Genomic DNA, 14,710 nt, shown 5'->3' with positions numbered 1-14,710 from the left:
ATCATGGAAGTTTCGCGGCGGTCCGGTCTGCGGCCCGCTCCACCCGTTCCGCGTGGGCGAGCACGATCCGCARCACTTCCTCCAACCGGGCGGGAGGCTCACCGACGGTGTGGAAGCGGGCGACGAGCTGGTTGAGGTTTCCTCCCACGCGGCGTAGCTGAGCGGATGCCTCGGCCAGATGGACCAGGGCGTCCCGCCACGGCGTCTGGGTCGGCGGTCGCGTGTTGCGTGCCACGGTGAGGGCTGCCTCGGCGATGTAGCCGCTGAGGCTCATCTGGACGCGTCCGGCTGCCTCGCGCAACTCGGCGAGTTCGTCGTCCGCGAGCCGTATCCGGTACACCGCCCGGCCCTGTCCCGGGGGCCGGTAGCGGCGCGGCCGCGCAGACAGGCCGCTGCCGTCCCCACTCGTGCCGGTCACGGCCGCCCTGTCCGCGCCCGCCGGCGCGGACCCTCCATCCGTGGGACGGATGGATATCTTGCTGCCGCGATCTGAGGTGACAGGGCCCGGCGGCGGCTGCCAGCGTGGCCCGGTCCAAAGCGGCGGCTGGACGGGGCGGTCGCCGCGTTTTCACGGCAGGAGACGGTGAGGCGATGGCAACCCAGGCAACCCGAAAGGCCGCGGAACAGGCGGCGCTTGAGGCACTGGGCGGGCGGGTGGCCGCGATCGGCGACCTCGGTCTCGCGGCGGCCCGGCGCGCCGACGCCGCCGACGGGCCCGCGCGGGCAAAGGCCCGCACGGCCGAGCTGCTCGCCGCCGCCCGCGCCGAAGGACGCGCTCTGACCGACGCCGCCGTCGAGGAAATCGCGGCCGCGGACGACGACTACGCGGCCAGACGCGCCGCCGCGGTGGACGCCGGATGGACCGAGCAGGAGCTCGCCGCGCTGAACTACCCGCCGCTGTCCCGGCGCCGACGTACCTCGCCGTCCACCCCTACGGCGGCGCCGACAGGCCGCCCCACCAGCGCGGACAGCCGCCTGCCCACGCAGGACATCCCTGCGACGGACAGTGCGGAAACCTCGGCCTGATCGTGACGTCACGCAGCCAGAGAAGTGCATGATCTCCCCTCGGACCTGCTGTTTCCCCCATAATGCTCCGCCATGTGAGCATGTCACCCGTTAGCGTCACGGACAACGCAAAACGTGCACGGCAGACGACGGGTTCGGAAGCGGTCCAGGGAGGCGGCTATCGTGGCACGACGGCGACGGACGGTGCCGATCTCGGCCCTGCTGGGGCAGATGTCGTTCGACGACATGTATCCGCCCTCGCCGCCGCCCTGACCGAACAACGTGTGCTGACCGCCTCCCTGGCGACCGCCGGCGTCGGCCAACGAATCACCGTCGATGTCGCTACCACCCGAGTCGGCAATATTCTCGACGCCACTCTGGCCATCGACGGCAAGCAGGCTGCCGCAGTCCGACTGGATGTGGCCGCATCAGCCGAGGAAGGCCTCCTCGACAAGTGGATCACTCTGCACACCGACGTCAGGACACCACTATCCGACTGGGCACCTGTCCACGCTGGTCTGCGCCGCATTCAAACCGCTCCCCCGTTTCCCGCGGCGGCCTGGACGGTGCTGGTGTCCACCTCGCCCGACAGGCAGATCTGGACACTGYGTGGCCTACGCATCGTCTTGCGCGAGGGCGATGCGGCCGACTTCGCCATGCATGAGGCTGAGAAGGCCGTCGAGGCGGACCGCCGCGATGGCACGGATCTGCATGATCGGGCGCACTACCGCGTCGAAATCTTTGACCGCGACGCCAGCGGTCTTCTCGTCGTCGCGGTCCACGACCACGCACCGCTGGCGGTGGCCGGCGTACCGGCCGCAGCAGCAGGGCTCGACGTCGAAGACCTGCCCTACCTGCCCGACGATCCCGAGCATGCCGCTACCGGTACGCAGGGGGCCGCGCCGGCGCTGGCCGGGCCGGCGGAACCCGTGCGCTACGCCCTRAGCCGCAGCGCGACGACCGCTCCCCTGGTCCTGACCGAGAACGACGTGGAGATAGCCCGGGTGCGCATCGACCCCGGCAGGGCGTCGACGGAGAACCGGCAGATGCTGCGCGACTGGGTCAGTCTGCACACCGGGCAACCGGCGCCGCCGGTCGACTGGCTGCAGTTGCGGCGCGGACGGTGGGAGTTCGACGCCCCAGCGCCGGCGGCAGGTCCGACCGCCGGGCCACGTGGGCAGCTGCTCGTCTCCGCCGACGGTGGACAGAGCTGGGTGCTGTACGGCGTCGGAACGCCCCGGGCTGACGCCGACCCGCACCGTGTGGCCGAAAGCGTCGTGGCACACGAGATCGCCCGCCTGCGCGGGCAGGTCGGGGACGATGCGGCACTTCTGGTCCGCTGCGAGATGTACAGCCCGGACCGCCAGATCGTCGCCGTCGACAGCCGGGATCTGCGCGGCGACGTCAACGCGACCGCGGCGGGGACAGTGCCGGCCGAGGGACAGGATCCACCACGCTACCGCGGCGAGCTGTACGGGCCGGACCGCGCCCTACGGCGTACCTACGAGCATCCCGCAGAGCCCCGCCCGGCCCCCGCCCGTCCGCCCGCCGTGGCCGGCCTGCTCGGCGCTGCTTTCCCTCCCACCCGGGCGGGCGTCACGCCGGCGTCGCCCCCGTCACCGTCCGACTCGGCTGCATCGACGATCCCGGCGTCGCCGACGATCCCGGGCAGGCCGCCCCATACCGGCAGGTGACAGCGCCGTCGGCGCGGTCACGTGAGTCAGATGGTGGAGATCCGCTGCCACATCCGGCCGGGCGTGCGGCCCGCAGGTAGGTGTACACGGTCTCGCGGCTGATGCCGAACGCCTTGRCCAGGTCGGACTTCCGCGCGCCGCCGGCGGCGCGCTCGCGCAGATCACGCGCCTGGTCGGGGGTGAGGGCGGGTTTGCGGCCGGTGTAGACGCCGCGCTGTTTGGCGGCGGCGATGCCCTCGCGCTGGCGTTCGAGGATGAGGGCGCGTTCGAACTCGGCGAACGCGCCCATGACCGACAGCAACAGGGTCGCCATCGGCGAGTCCTCACCGGTGAAGGTCAGGCCCTCCTTGACGAACTCGACCCGCACGCCCTTGCCCGTCAGCATCCGCACGGTGCTGCGCAGATCGTCGAGGTTGCGCGCGAGGCGGTCCATCGAGTGCACGAGCACGGTGTCGCCGTCGCGGACGAACGCGATCATCTCGCCGAGCTTCGGCCGGTCGCTGTCCTTCCCGGACGCCTTGTCGACGAACACCCGCTCGACGTCCACCCCGTCAAGTTGCCTCACCGTGTTCTGGTCGGCACTGCTGACTCTGACGTAGCCGACCCGCATCCGCCCTGACCCCTTCCGCACCCTGAAATGTCAGGATGGACTCTAAGAACCAAGTAGACATACGTCAAGAAACGCTGCGACGGACTCTAACCTGACACTTCTCGCGCTAGTTGATCGTGTGGTGTTGGGGTGTACCCCAACCGGACGCGAAACCGCCGACGCCAATCCGCCCTCTGTCCGGGGGCTGGCTGCGGCGTGGCGAGCCTCGACGAACGCGATGACATCACGGTGGTGGTAGCGCACAGTGCGCCGTCCATCGGGTTGTCTCGCCAGCGGTCGGTCTGTGGGATGGGTGATGGTCTCGCGGCCGCGCGGGCCTCCGAACCCCTGACTCGCATTCACCGGCCCGTTCAGTCAGCAGGTGCGCACAGGCCGTAATAGGGTTGTGTGCTGGAAACGCGGATTGTGCCGGTTTGATCATGTATGGCAGTGGAACGGGGGTGCGGGTGKACACGGATGTTGTGCTGGTTCGGCACGGAGAGGCGCACTGCAATCTCGCGGGCATCGCTRGCGGCGACCGGGGCTGCACCGGGTTGACGCTGCGGGGGCGTGGCCAAGTAGACCAGGCGGGCCGGCGGCTGGAATGGATGCACCACGACCGCCAGTTCGATGTGGTGTATGCCGGGCCGCGGCGACGGGTCCRTGAGACCGCCGCCGTGATCTCCCCACGCCTTGGCTTGACGCCGCACATTGAGCCACGTCTGTCCGGCCCGGCGCATGGTGACGCCGACGGCAAGCCGTGGACGGATATCTGGGAGGCRTTCGGCTCGAGTCCTGCTGACCAGCCGGACCGCCCGTTCGCTGCCGGTGCCGAGAGCTGGAACGCGTTTCTCGCCCGGGCGACCGATTGTTTGCAGAACATCGTCACGCGTCACGCTGGCGAGCGGATTCTCATCCTCGCGCATGCGGAAACCGTCGAGGCGATGCATACCCTGCTGCTGGGTCTACCCGCCGGGTCCTCGGCGCGGGTGGCCTTCACTGTGGCGCATGCTTCTTTGACCCGCTGGGTGCACCGTACTCCCGAGATCGGCTCGGCTCGGTGGACGTTGGTTTCCCACAACGACACCGCCCATCTCATCGCCTTACCGACGACGGGTTTCGACGACGTTCAGGACGGCGACTCGTGACTCCTTCTGCTTCATCGTCATCGGCTGAGCGCGTTCGTCATGCCTGGCAKGAACGGACGGCAAGCCAGGCACGACTGCGTATCGCCGACCGTTCGCTTGGCCGTGTAGCACTGGCCGCGGCTCGCGAGGATGCCGCGATGGGCCTGCCCCTGGTCATCCTGAGCGATCCGACAGTGCGTGGTGCACTGGACGCGGCGCGGCTGCATGCCCCCGGCCCGTATCTTCACGAGGGACGGTGGGAACTCGCCGATGTCATCGATCTGTATGTGTGCGGCGACCTTCCCAGTGAACGGCTGGTAGAGATCCTCGCTATCTGGCCATACCAAGCCCATGACCCTCACCGGGATGAGGCTCAGCCATGGTCGGACAGCTTCGCTGTCGTGGAGGCGGCTGGTGATGCCGGCCTGCTGCCGCGGCCGCTCGTCGCCCAAGTACGCCGCCACCRTAGCGACCTGACCTGATAGACAGATGGCCTCCTCGGACGAGTACCGGAGCTACGCCCACACGCTGGAAACTCTGCTTGCGCCCGGCGGGATCCTGTCGACCAGATCTCCCTACGCCACCGCAGACCAGGCCCTGCCCGGTGGTGTTCCCAGCGAGCAACGTGCCGCGATCTATGACCGGGTCGTCGACCGCTACCTGACAGCTCACGTCGCCCAGCACGGCCAACTGCCCCATCCTGGCCGACAGCTTAGCCTGATCGTCGGGCCGCCTGGTGCCGGCAAATCCTCAGCCCTGACCGCTGCCGGGGCCCAGGGGATGGAGCTGTCCGGGACACTGATGCTCGAACGCGACGAGCTGATGCGCATACTTCTACACGAGCTGGCTACGCAGGGGACTCTGCCTGTCCCTCACGAGCTACGTGACGGCCTCGACGGAATACCTGTCGTACCCGCCGAACTCCATGATCTGATCAACGCCGAAGGAACCTATCTCGCGCACAGAGTCGCCGCCGTCGCACGGATGCAGGACTGGAATGTCGGATGGCAGAACACCCTCGGAGATCTAAGCGGAATGCAGGCCKGTATCGCGGAGTTCCGTCGGGCCGGATACGGACCACCACAGGCCATCTGCCTGGAGGCATCCGAGCAAGTTCTCCTCGACCGTACCTACCAGCGGTGGGAAAGCGGACGCCGTGACGTAGAGGCCGGCCGCGACACTCTTGGCCGCCATTGGGTCACCCGCGCCGGGCTGTCGAGTGCCTTCCGCGACCAGAATGGATCGACAACGACAACGCCGGCGAGCAGCCACCGGCTCGCCGTTCTTGAGCAAAGCGGCCAGACCGGACGCATCATCGTCATCAACACGACCGAGTTTCCCGGCCGCGTCGTGCACGACACCGCTACACACGGAGCTCTTCGAGAGCGTATTGCCCGGYCGGACGCGGCGAAGATCATACGGCGGGCTTTCCCTCCCCCGGAGAGGACACCCCCTGGACAGGATGGCAGGCGTCGGCCGCAGCCTCCCCCGGAGACGGGGAACTCACCGCGGCCCCACCGATGAAGATGATCTAGATAGATCGCCATGTAACCCGGTGAAGCCGGCGGGTCTACCGGCCAGACCGCCGCGGCCCGGCCGTCTCTGGCCCGGGTGAGACGCCCGTACGGGGTACGGGCGCCGACGTCGGGGGCCGGACACTCGGCTGAGAGGAGGCGGGGTAGGCCGCGCCGAGCAGACCACGCACGCCCGTCAGGCGGGGTTCGGCGGGAAGGTCGTAGGTCCGGTACAGAGTGCGATCAATTCCGTACAGCTCGCAGAGGTACCGGGGGGATCCTGCCCGGCGAACACGCCGGCGGCGCGGTCCCGGTCGGCCAGGTTGCGGGTGACGCGCTCCAGGAACGAGGCGGGGATCGGGCCAGGCGCGGGGGTGACGATGTGGCGCACTGTCCAGTTCGGAGAGYGAGACAAACCGTGGGAGGTCAAGCAGCGCTCGTGATCGGCTGTCATGTCCCCCGCGTCCGAGCTGACCAGCTGCTGGYGCGGTCGCCCTACTTGGGGTGCCGGTAAGGGGTCCGAGGAAGAACCGCGCAGGATTGAACGGTTAGGGCGGTTCGGTCGCTGGCGGTCGCCGGGTCGATGATCTGTGTGTGCCGGTGGAGTTCCTGACGGATGAGCAGGTTGCGGCGTACGGGCGGTTCGATGGTGAACCTGTGCGGGCTGAGTTGGAGCGGTTCTTCTTTCTGGATGACGCCGACCGGGAGCTCGTCGTCCGGCGCCGGGGCGAGCACTCGCGTCTGGGGTTCGCCGTTCAGCTGGGCACGGTGCGGTTCCTTGGGACGTTCCTGAGCGATCCGCTGKAGGTGCCGTGGGTGGTGGTGGACTATCTCGCGGGCCAGCTGGACGTTGCGGACTCGTCGGTGGTGAAGCGGTACACCGAGCGGCTGCCGACGCAGCATGAGCATGCTCGGGAGATCCGGTCGGTCTACGGCTACCGGGACTTCGCCGACCCGCAGGCAGCCACGGAGCTGCGGGCGTTCCTGGCGAGCCGGGCGTGGACGCAGGCAGAGGGTCCGGTGGCGCTGTTCGGTCAGGCCACGGCGTGGCTGCGCCGTAGCCGGGTGCTGTTGCCAGGGGTGAGTGTTCTGGCCCGTCTGGTGGTCTCCGTGCGCAGCGAGGCCACCGACCGGGTGCACCAGGAGCTCGCCGTCGCGGCTGAGCAGGCCGATCCGCAGTTGGCCGGACGGCTGCGCAGTCTCCTCGAGGTGGCGCCGGGTGCCCGGGTAAGCGAGCTGGAGCGGCTGCGGCGGGGGCCGACGCGGACGTCGGGGCCGGGCTTGGAGCGGGCGCTGTCACGGGCCGGCGAGGTCATCGTGGTGGGCGCCGGCGCGGCGGATGTGTCGGGGGTGCCAGCGAACCGGCTGGCGACGCTGGCCCGCTACGGCCTGGCGGCCAAGGCGCCGCTGCTACGCGAGCTCGCCGAGCCGCGGCGTACCGCGACCCTGCTGGCGACGGTGCGCGGTCTGGAAGCGGCGGCGGTCGACGACGCCCTGGACCTGTTCGACGTGCTGATGGCCACCCGGCTGCTCAACCCGGCGCGTCGCGCCGCGCAGCAGGAACGCCTCGCCGTCCTGCCGAAGCTGGAGAAGGCGTCGGTCACCCTCGCCGGCGCGGCGTCCGCGCTGCTGGGCCTGCTGGCCGGCACGGCCGGCGAGGCGCTCGACGTCGCCGCAGCCTGGGCGGTCGTGGAGCAGGTCGCGCCGCGGGAACGGGTGCTGGAGGCCGCCGCTCTGGTCGAGGAGCTGGTGCCCGGCGACGCCGGCCTGGAGACGGTGATGCGCGCCGAGCTGGCCCGCCGTTACGGCACGGTCCGCCCTTTTCTCCTCCTGCTCGCCGAGGCGCTGCCGCTGGCAGCGACCGGCGACGGCCAGCCGGTCCTCGACGCGGTCCGGCTACTGCCGAACCTGGTCGGCCGTCGCCGGATCCGCCCGGACGAGGTCGACATCGATCTGGTGCCGCCGGTGTGGCGGCGCGCGGTGCTGGCCAACCCGACGTTGCCGGCTGGCACGGTCGACCGCGACGGCTACGTGCTGTGCGTGCTGGAGCAGCTGCATCGGGCGCTGCGCCGGCGCGACGTGTTCGCCGTGCGTTCGCAGCGATGGTCTGACCCGCGGGCCCGGCTGCTCGCCGGCGAGGGATGGGATCGGGTCCGCGGCGAGGTGCTCGCCGGTCTCGGCCTGGCCGCCCCGGTCGAGACCCACCTGCGTGAGCTCGCCGGCTCGTTGGACGCCGCGTGGCGCCAGACCGTCGACCGGCTCGCCGAGGCCGGACCGGACAGCCCGGTGCGGGTCGAGCCGGCGGCCGACGGGCGGATGCGCCTGGCCGTGAGCCGGCTGGAGGCGCTCGGGGAACYGGACAGCCTGGTCGCGCTGCGGGCGACAACCGCGGCGATGCTGCCCCGTGTCGACCTGCCCGATCTGCTGCTGGAGGTGCACGCCTGGACCGGGTTCCTCGGCGCCTACACCCATCTGGGCGGGTCGGGCAGCCGGATGGAGAACCTGCACATCTCCCTCGCAGCGCTGCTGGTCGCCGAGGCATGCAACGTCGGGCTGACCCCGGTGACCAAGCCGAGCGAGCCGGCGCTGAGCCGCGACCGGCTCTCCCACGTCGACCAGAACTACCTGCGCGCCGACACCCACGCCGCGGCGAACGCGGCTCTGATCACCGCCCAGGCACAGATCGGGCTCGCCCAGGCATGGGGCGGGGGGCTGGTCGCCTCCGTCGACAGACTGCGGTTCGTCGTCCCGGTCCGCACGATCAACGCAGGACCCAGCCCCCGCTACTTCGGGCTCAAACGCGGCGTGACCTGGCTGAACGCGGTCAACGACCAGGTCGCAGGGATCGGCGCGGTCGTCGTGCCCGGCACTGTCCGTGACTCGCTCTACATCCTGGACACGCTGCTCACCCTCGACGCCGGGCCGAAGCCGGAGATGGTCGCGACCGACACCGCCAGCTACTCCGACATCGTCTTCGGCCTGTTCCGCCTGCTCGGCTACCGGTTCTCCCCGCGGATCGCGGACCTGTCCGACCAGCGACTGTGGCGTGCCACCCTGCCCGGCGACGCCGAGGGCGACTACGGGCCGCTGAACGCCATTGCCCGGCACCGGGTCAACCTCGCCCGCGTCGGTGTCGTGCTGTGGAACACCCGCTACCTCGACGCCGCCCTCACCGCACTGCGCACCGCAGGCCACGACGTGCACGACCTCGACGTCGCCCGGCTGTCCCCGCTGGCCGACCGGCACATCAACATGCTCGGCCGCTACGCCTTCGCCGCCCCGCCCACCGGCACGGGTCTGCGCCCTCTGCGTGACCCGGGCGAGAACGATCAGGAGGAGTCATGACCGAGGATGGCGACCGGCCAGCGGGGCAGGACACGGCGGTGCCTCGGATTGGCCGCCCGACCGGGCGCACACGAACCTTCCACGGCCCGGTGCGGGTCGAGATCGCCCACGAAGGCTCCGCCACCCAGGTCGTCAGCTTCTACGGCAGCGAGGAGTCCGACCTGCTGCACGCCGCCGGCGACTGGATGAACGACCATCTCTACGCGGTGATCCTCGGCTTCGGCTTCGCGGACCTGCGCTATGACGACGACGGCGACAAGCTACCGCCGCAGCTGCGGCTGACGATGACGGTCGACATGTCCTACTACCGCTGATCAACGGCGCCGATCGAGCCGCGTGGGCCTGGTCAGGAGGCCGGCTGGTCGATACCGGGCAGCGGCCGCTCCAGCAGCCGGGTACGGAGCGCGAGGCGGTGATAGTCGGGGTTGAGATCGATCCCGACGTAGCGGCGGCCGAGCTGCAGCGCGACCATGYCGGTGGTCGCCGACCCGGAGAACGGGTCGAGCACGACCCCGCCGGGCGGGCAGCCGGTCAGGATCGCCCGCCGCGGGATCTCGGGCGGGAACACGGCGAAGTGCGCGCCGGGGAAGTTGGCGACCGGGATCTGCCAGACGTCRCCCGGATTACGGCCGGCTTGGTGGGCGGCGAAGTCGCGGTCGGCGGYCGTCACCGACGACTCGGGGTTGCGGCCCCGCCGGCCGGGCACACCCTGCTTCCTGCGCTGGGCCCACTCAGCACCGCCGGTCGGGTCGACCGGTGTCTCCCGGACGGGGTCGAGGTCGAAGTGGTAGCGCGCCGAGCGGGTCAGCAGGAACAGCGTCTCGGTACGCGAGGCGAACCGGTCGGTCACCGACTCCGGCATCGCGTTCGTCTTGGCCCACACGATCGCGTTGCGGACCGTCCAGCCGGCGTCCTGCAACGCGAACGCGACCCTCCAGGGGATACCGAGCAGGCTCTTGTAGGGCGCGGCCGCGGTGGTGTTCCGCCGCGGCGGAATCAGCTCGGCCCGGTCGGCGCGGCGTGTCAGGCCCACCGACGGGCCGCCGTTGGCCTTGCCCGCGTAGCTGTCGCCCAGGTTCAGCCAGCACRTCCCGTCCGGGTGCAGCACCCGGCGAACCTCCGTGAACACCTCGGCGAGCCGGGCGACGTAGGCCGCGGGCGTGGGCTCCAGGCCGATCTGGCCGGGCTCGCCGTAGTCACGCAACCCGAAGTACGGCGGCGAGGTCACCACACAGTGCACCGAGGCGTCCGGCAGACCCCGCAGGACCTGCGCCGCCTGGCCGACCGGAGAACCCATGACCACCGACGTCGCTCCGCCCGCGACCACCGAGGAGCTCATCGCCTGGCTCCGCGCCGAGGCCACCCGCCAGCCCGAGGCTGCCGGCCGGTTCCTGGACCGGGCCGCCGAACTCGAGACCGCCGAGCGCTGCGTCGATCCCTGGTGCGACCACCCCGTGGACGACCACGGCCGGTACGGCTGCGTCATCGCACGCTGCCGGTGCCACGTCGCCGGCCCGGCCACCACCGAGGACGACATCGTGGTGGGACCGCGAACCGACTACGACCCGGACCATCAGCCGCACGCCTGAACCGCCGCTACCCCGAGAGGACGTGGTCGGTGACGACCAGCGCCACCGCACCACCCACCGGCCGCGGCCGGCGCGGYGGCGAACGCCCGCCCGACCGGTACGCCGAGCTGTTCGCCGCCTACCGCGCCGAGCTCGACCACGTCCGGCTCGCCGAGCACTCCCGGCGCRCCTACGCCTCCCGGGTCGCCGGGTTCCTGCGCTGGCTCGACACCGACGGCGCCGCCGCGGACCCCACCGGCGCCGACCCGCTGTCCGACGCGCACGCCCGCGACTTCGCCGTCCGCGACTACCGGGCCCACCTGCTCACGGTCGCGAAGAAGCGGCCCGCGACCATCAACGCGCACCTGACCGCGCTCGACCACTTCTTCACCTGGCGCCACCTCGGCCGCGCCGTCGTCGACCGCGCCGACCTTCCCGAGCAGGCCCCTCGCGCCCTGACCGACGACGAGGCCCGCCGCGTGCTGCGCGCCGCCGAACGGCTGCCCTCGCTACGCGACCGCACGATCATCGAGCTGCTCTACAACACCGGCGTGCGCTGCGCCGAGCTCGTCGCCCTCGACCTCGACGACGTGCCCGTCACCGCCCGCACCGGAGCCGTCCACGTCCGGGCCGGCAAGGGCCGCGACGGCGGCAAGCCGCGCACCATCCCGGCCAACCCCCGGGCCCGCCGGGCGCTGACCGACTGGAAACCCGCCCGGGCCGCCTGGCCGAACGCCGAGGCCGACCCGGCGCTGTTCCTCAACCGCTACGGCCGCCGCCTGTCGACCCRCACCGTCGACCAGGTCGTCGCCGACCTCGGCCGCTCCGTCGGGATCGACGACCTGACCCCGCACGTCCTGCGGCACACCTTCGCGACCGCCATGCTCCGCCGCGGYGCCGACCTCGTCCTGGTCGCCGAGCTCCTCGGCCACGCGCGCACTGACACCACGCGCGTTTACACCAAGCCCACCGAGGCCGACCGCCTGCGCGCCGTCGAACTCCTGCCCGGCGACTCGTGAGCCCCGGACGGCGCTAAGCGTTCAATCCTGCGCGGTTCTTCCTCGACCCCCGGATCCCGTTACACGCGGCGAGCGTGCTGACCCCGACGGGCGCGGTGTGCCTGCTCGGCGGGCGAGGCAGCGGCAAGACAACCGCCCTGCTCCACCTGCTGACCGGCGTCGCCGGGCCGGTGGCACTGGTCGCGAACTCGCTGGCGTTCCTCAACCCCGCCGGCCCGGTCCAGGTCCACGCCCTACCGACCACGATCGGGCTGCGCGCGCCCACGATCGCCCTGTTCCCCGCCCTCCGCGACCTCACCCGTGCCACCGGCACCCTCGCCGACGAGGAGAACMGTACCTACCTGCCCGCCGCCACGGTCGCAGCGGCGTTCACGGTGGCACGCGCCGCCGGCGGGCCGGTCACAGCGTTCATCGACATGGCGTTCCGCGAGGCGAGACCAGCGGTCTGGCGGAGGCTGGACACCCGGCAGGGCACCACGGCTCTGACCGCCGCGCGTCTCCCCGACGGTCTCCTCGACGATCCCCACGAACACGCACGCCTCACCGCGGACCACGCGCGGGGGCATCGTCGACGACTACGTGAGTGCGCGAAGTCGGTCGCAGCCGCMCGCTGCGAGTCGGGAACGGACACCCCGACAGTGCTCGGCCGCGGGGTCACGGACCTGGTCGCTCAGGCGGCGCGGTGACCGATGCCGTGGCGTAGCCGATGGTCCAGCTCCCACAGAGCGGTGCGGTTGGAATCCCACTGCACGACCTTCACCGCGTCGTCGAGGCCGAACCAGCCGAACTCGGTGTGCTCGTCCGACAACGTCACCTCGGCGTCCTCCGCACGGACACCGAACGCGTACTCCGGGATCACCAGCACGTCCGGCCCCCAGGTGAACTCCCCGGTGACGTAGACGACGGGGATCGTGGCCCGCGCGTCCAACACGATGAACTCACGTTCGCCGACCAGACCGGCCTCCTCGGCGGTYTCCCGCCGGGCTGCCTGCGCCGGGGACTCACCCGCCTCACCACCACCGGCGACACCCTGCCAATAGGCGGCATCAGCACGCCGGAACAAGGCGTACTCCGTGCCCTGCCCGGTCTGCCGGTAGGGCAGGACCAGAACCTGAAACGCCGCACGGCCACCCACAGTGTCGGTCACCACACCATCGTAGGACGGCGCCCTCGGCCGACCACCGAAGCCACGGCTGACCAGGAACCGCGCCCGCAACGCGACACGTGACCAGCCAACACAAGATCATCCGCGTTTGCACCTGGTGACAGGTTTCTTACCGGCACCCGGTCTACGTCTCCGTCGGCCGCCGCCGCGCCGGCCTCGTCAACCTCTACTGCGTCGCCCACCTTCGCCGCTACTTCCCGCGGGCGAGGCTGTCGAACCCGGTCCAGCTGGAGTACTGGGAGAAGGCCTGGCTCGACCGGTTCCGCGCGCTCTACACAGCCCACCGGGAACTGGCCACGGCGTGGGCGCGAGCGCGCGACACCCCCGGCCCCGACGCCGACACCCGGCTGRCCGAGGCCTACACCGCCTGGGACGGCGCGATCGAGGCGATCGACACCGCCCGCCGCGAGCAGCAGGCCTCCCCAGGGCTACAGCCCGCGGCGAAGGACGCCCTCGCCACCCTCGAACGCGAGTGGGACGGGGTCGTCGCGCACCGCGACTACCCCAYGGTAGATCTTGACAACAACGCCGCGGAGCGCGCCCCGCGCCACCCGGTCGTGACCCGCAAGAACGCCTACGGCTCCCGCACCGACGACGCCGCGGYCCTCGCCGCCGCCGTCTGGACCGTCCTGGGCACCGCCGAGAAGCACGGACTGAACACGCTGACCTACCTGACCGCCTACCTCGACGCCTGCGGCCGAGCCGGCGGCAAACCCCCACAGGGAACCGACCTCGACCGGTTCCTGCCCTGGCTGGCCAGCCCCGACGACCTCGCCACGTGGAAACAGCCACCCGGCTGACCACCACCCGGCGCGGCGTGACCCACAGTCACGCCGCCCACAACCATGCCCTCACACGACTTCCGAATACTTACTCACAGGCCGTGGCGCCAGCAGGCCCACCACCGTCGACACCCCCACCCCGCCCGCAGCCCCCACCACCGCCGCCAGATCACCGTTGCTCCAGCGCTGGAACCCCGTGCCGGTGTCGCGCTGCCCCGCGTCCAGAACCTTCACGCCCGCCTTCTCTCCCCCCGGCCCCCGGGGCCCGGTTTCACAGCGGCCGATGCCGTTACGGCCGATGCCGTTACAGCCGGCGTGCGGTCAGCCCGCGAAGTGGTCACGGAAGACGGACCAGCCCGCCGGCCAGTCCGCCAGCCCGGAGTCCGCGTTGAGGTGGCCCCGCGAGCCGACGTTGACCAGTCGGGCGCCGAGCCTCCCGGCGGCCGCCACGGAATGCGCCAGCGAGCCGTACGGGTCGTTCTCGCTGGCGACAATGACGGTCGGGAAGGGCAACGGGTCGTGTCGCGGCGGGCCGAACCCGACCGCGCCGGTCGGGAACCGCGGCCCGCCCACGTCCGGCACCGCCACCAGGAAGGCCCCGGTGATGGCGTCGTCGGCATGCTCGCACGCCCATTCGGTGACCAGCGTGCAGCCGAGGCTGTGCGCGATCAGGATCTTCGGCCCGTCGATCGCCGTGAGCACGTCGTCGAGGTCCTTCACCCAGGCGTCGCRCACCGGGTTGTCCCAGGACTCGTGGTCCACCCAGACCCCGTTGCCGGCCCGCTTGTACCACATGTACTGCCAGTGCTCCGGCCCCGAGTTCCCGATGCCGGCGATGAAGACATACGTCACCGCCGGCTCGCCGCCGCCCGCTGGCTCCATGCCGTCCGCTGGCTCCATGC

Annotated in this window: 15 protein-coding genes and 2 pseudogenes; 11 read left to right on the top strand and 6 right to left on the bottom strand. The window is 71.1% G+C overall.

Annotated features, from left to right (window positions below; genetic code table 11):
- Position 1: 1 nt before the first annotated feature.
- Positions 2–418, bottom strand: a complete 417-nt coding sequence (locus CcI156_RS09505; RefSeq protein WP_011436766.1) for a hypothetical protein — start codon at positions 416–418, stop codon at positions 2–4.
- Between the two features lie 173 nt (positions 419–591).
- Between CcI156_RS09505 and CcI156_RS09500 the strand changes: the two genes are divergently transcribed.
- Both CcI156_RS09500 and CcI156_RS09495 read left to right on the top strand, forming a co-directional pair.
- Positions 592–1,026: a hypothetical protein gene (locus CcI156_RS09500; RefSeq protein ID WP_011436765.1), complete on the top strand. Its 435-nt coding sequence runs from the start codon at positions 592–594 to the stop codon at positions 1,024–1,026.
- A gap of 263 nt (positions 1,027–1,289) precedes the next feature.
- Positions 1,290–2,699, top strand: coding sequence for a hypothetical protein (locus CcI156_RS09495; RefSeq protein ID WP_139341462.1), 1,410 nt, complete (start codon positions 1,290–1,292; stop codon positions 2,697–2,699).
- A gap of 52 nt (positions 2,700–2,751) precedes the next feature.
- Here CcI156_RS09495 and CcI156_RS09490 read toward each other — a convergent pair.
- Positions 2,752–3,309 (bottom strand): annotated as a pseudogene (locus tag CcI156_RS09490) (recombinase family protein); the annotation flags it as partial.
- Between the two features lie 419 nt (positions 3,310–3,728).
- Between CcI156_RS09490 and CcI156_RS09485 the strand changes: the two are divergent.
- From CcI156_RS09485 to CcI156_RS09460, 5 genes are all read left to right on the top strand, one after another.
- A complete protein-coding gene (locus tag CcI156_RS09485; RefSeq protein WP_076805332.1) occupies positions 3,729–4,436 on the top strand; it encodes a histidine phosphatase family protein in 708 nt (235 codons plus the stop codon).
- 137 nt (positions 4,437–4,573) lie between these two features.
- Complete coding sequence (locus CcI156_RS24710) at positions 4,574–4,897, top strand: hypothetical protein (RefSeq protein WP_139341461.1); 324 nt, start codon at positions 4,574–4,576, stop codon at positions 4,895–4,897.
- A gap of 7 nt (positions 4,898–4,904) precedes the next feature.
- Positions 4,905–5,939: an AAA family ATPase gene (locus CcI156_RS09475; protein ID WP_076805330.1), complete on the top strand. Its 1,035-nt coding sequence runs from the start codon at positions 4,905–4,907 to the stop codon at positions 5,937–5,939.
- Between the two features lie 584 nt (positions 5,940–6,523).
- On the top strand, positions 6,524–9,274 hold the full coding sequence (locus tag CcI156_RS09465; protein WP_076805329.1) for a Tn3 family transposase: 2,751 nt from the start codon (positions 6,524–6,526) through the stop codon (positions 9,272–9,274).
- Positions 9,271–9,588: a hypothetical protein gene (locus CcI156_RS09460; RefSeq protein ID WP_011436758.1), complete on the top strand. Its 318-nt coding sequence runs from the start codon at positions 9,271–9,273 to the stop codon at positions 9,586–9,588. The genes CcI156_RS09465 and CcI156_RS09460 overlap by 4 nt, the downstream gene beginning before the upstream one ends.
- Positions 9,589–9,620: 32 nt before the next feature.
- Here the strand turns inward: CcI156_RS09460 and CcI156_RS09455 are convergent, their stop codons facing one another.
- Positions 9,621–10,571 (bottom strand): site-specific DNA-methyltransferase, encoded by a 951-nt coding sequence (locus tag CcI156_RS09455; RefSeq protein ID WP_175637562.1) that lies wholly within the window; start codon positions 10,569–10,571, stop codon positions 9,621–9,623.
- On the opposite strand from CcI156_RS09455, the gene CcI156_RS24705 reads away from it, so the two are divergent.
- From CcI156_RS24705 to CcI156_RS09445, 3 genes are all read left to right on the top strand, one after another.
- Positions 10,570–10,863: a hypothetical protein gene (locus CcI156_RS24705; RefSeq protein WP_023840315.1), complete on the top strand. Its 294-nt coding sequence runs from the start codon at positions 10,570–10,572 to the stop codon at positions 10,861–10,863. The genes CcI156_RS09455 and CcI156_RS24705 overlap by 2 nt on opposite strands.
- A gap of 29 nt (positions 10,864–10,892) precedes the next feature.
- Entirely contained in the window at positions 10,893–11,861 is a 969-nt protein-coding gene (locus tag CcI156_RS09450; RefSeq protein WP_076805328.1) for a tyrosine-type recombinase/integrase, read from the top strand.
- 74 nt (positions 11,862–11,935) lie between these two features.
- On the top strand, positions 11,936–12,547 hold the full coding sequence (locus CcI156_RS09445; protein WP_076805327.1) for a hypothetical protein: 612 nt from the start codon (positions 11,936–11,938) through the stop codon (positions 12,545–12,547).
- Here CcI156_RS09445 and CcI156_RS09440 read toward each other — a convergent pair.
- Complete coding sequence (locus CcI156_RS09440) at positions 12,532–13,008, bottom strand: NUDIX pyrophosphatase (RefSeq protein ID WP_198031032.1); 477 nt, start codon at positions 13,006–13,008, stop codon at positions 12,532–12,534. The two genes, CcI156_RS09445 and CcI156_RS09440, sit on opposite strands and share 16 nt — an antisense overlap.
- A 176-nt stretch (positions 13,009–13,184) precedes the next feature.
- On the opposite strand from CcI156_RS09440, the pseudogene CcI156_RS27475 reads away from it, so the two are divergent.
- Positions 13,185–13,826 (top strand): annotated as a pseudogene (locus CcI156_RS27475) (transposase); the annotation flags it as partial.
- Between the two features lie 51 nt (positions 13,827–13,877).
- Here the strand turns inward: CcI156_RS27475 and CcI156_RS25570 are convergent.
- Together CcI156_RS25570 and CcI156_RS09430 are read right to left on the bottom strand one after the other, a co-directional pair.
- Positions 13,878–14,042, bottom strand: coding sequence for a hypothetical protein (locus CcI156_RS25570; protein WP_023840318.1), 165 nt, complete (start codon positions 14,040–14,042; stop codon positions 13,878–13,880).
- A gap of 87 nt (positions 14,043–14,129) precedes the next feature.
- Positions 14,130–14,708, bottom strand: a complete 579-nt coding sequence (locus tag CcI156_RS09430) for an alpha/beta hydrolase (protein WP_083718399.1) — start codon at positions 14,706–14,708, stop codon at positions 14,130–14,132.
- Between the last annotated feature and the right edge of the window lie 2 nt (positions 14,709–14,710).

Source organism: Frankia sp. CcI156 (genome assembly GCF_001983015.1).
Classification (GTDB): domain Bacteria; phylum Actinomycetota; class Actinomycetes; order Frankiales; family Frankiaceae; genus Frankia; species Frankia casuarinae.
Note: the sequence above shows the minus strand (reverse complement) of the source record. Positions and strands in the feature narration are given on the sequence as shown.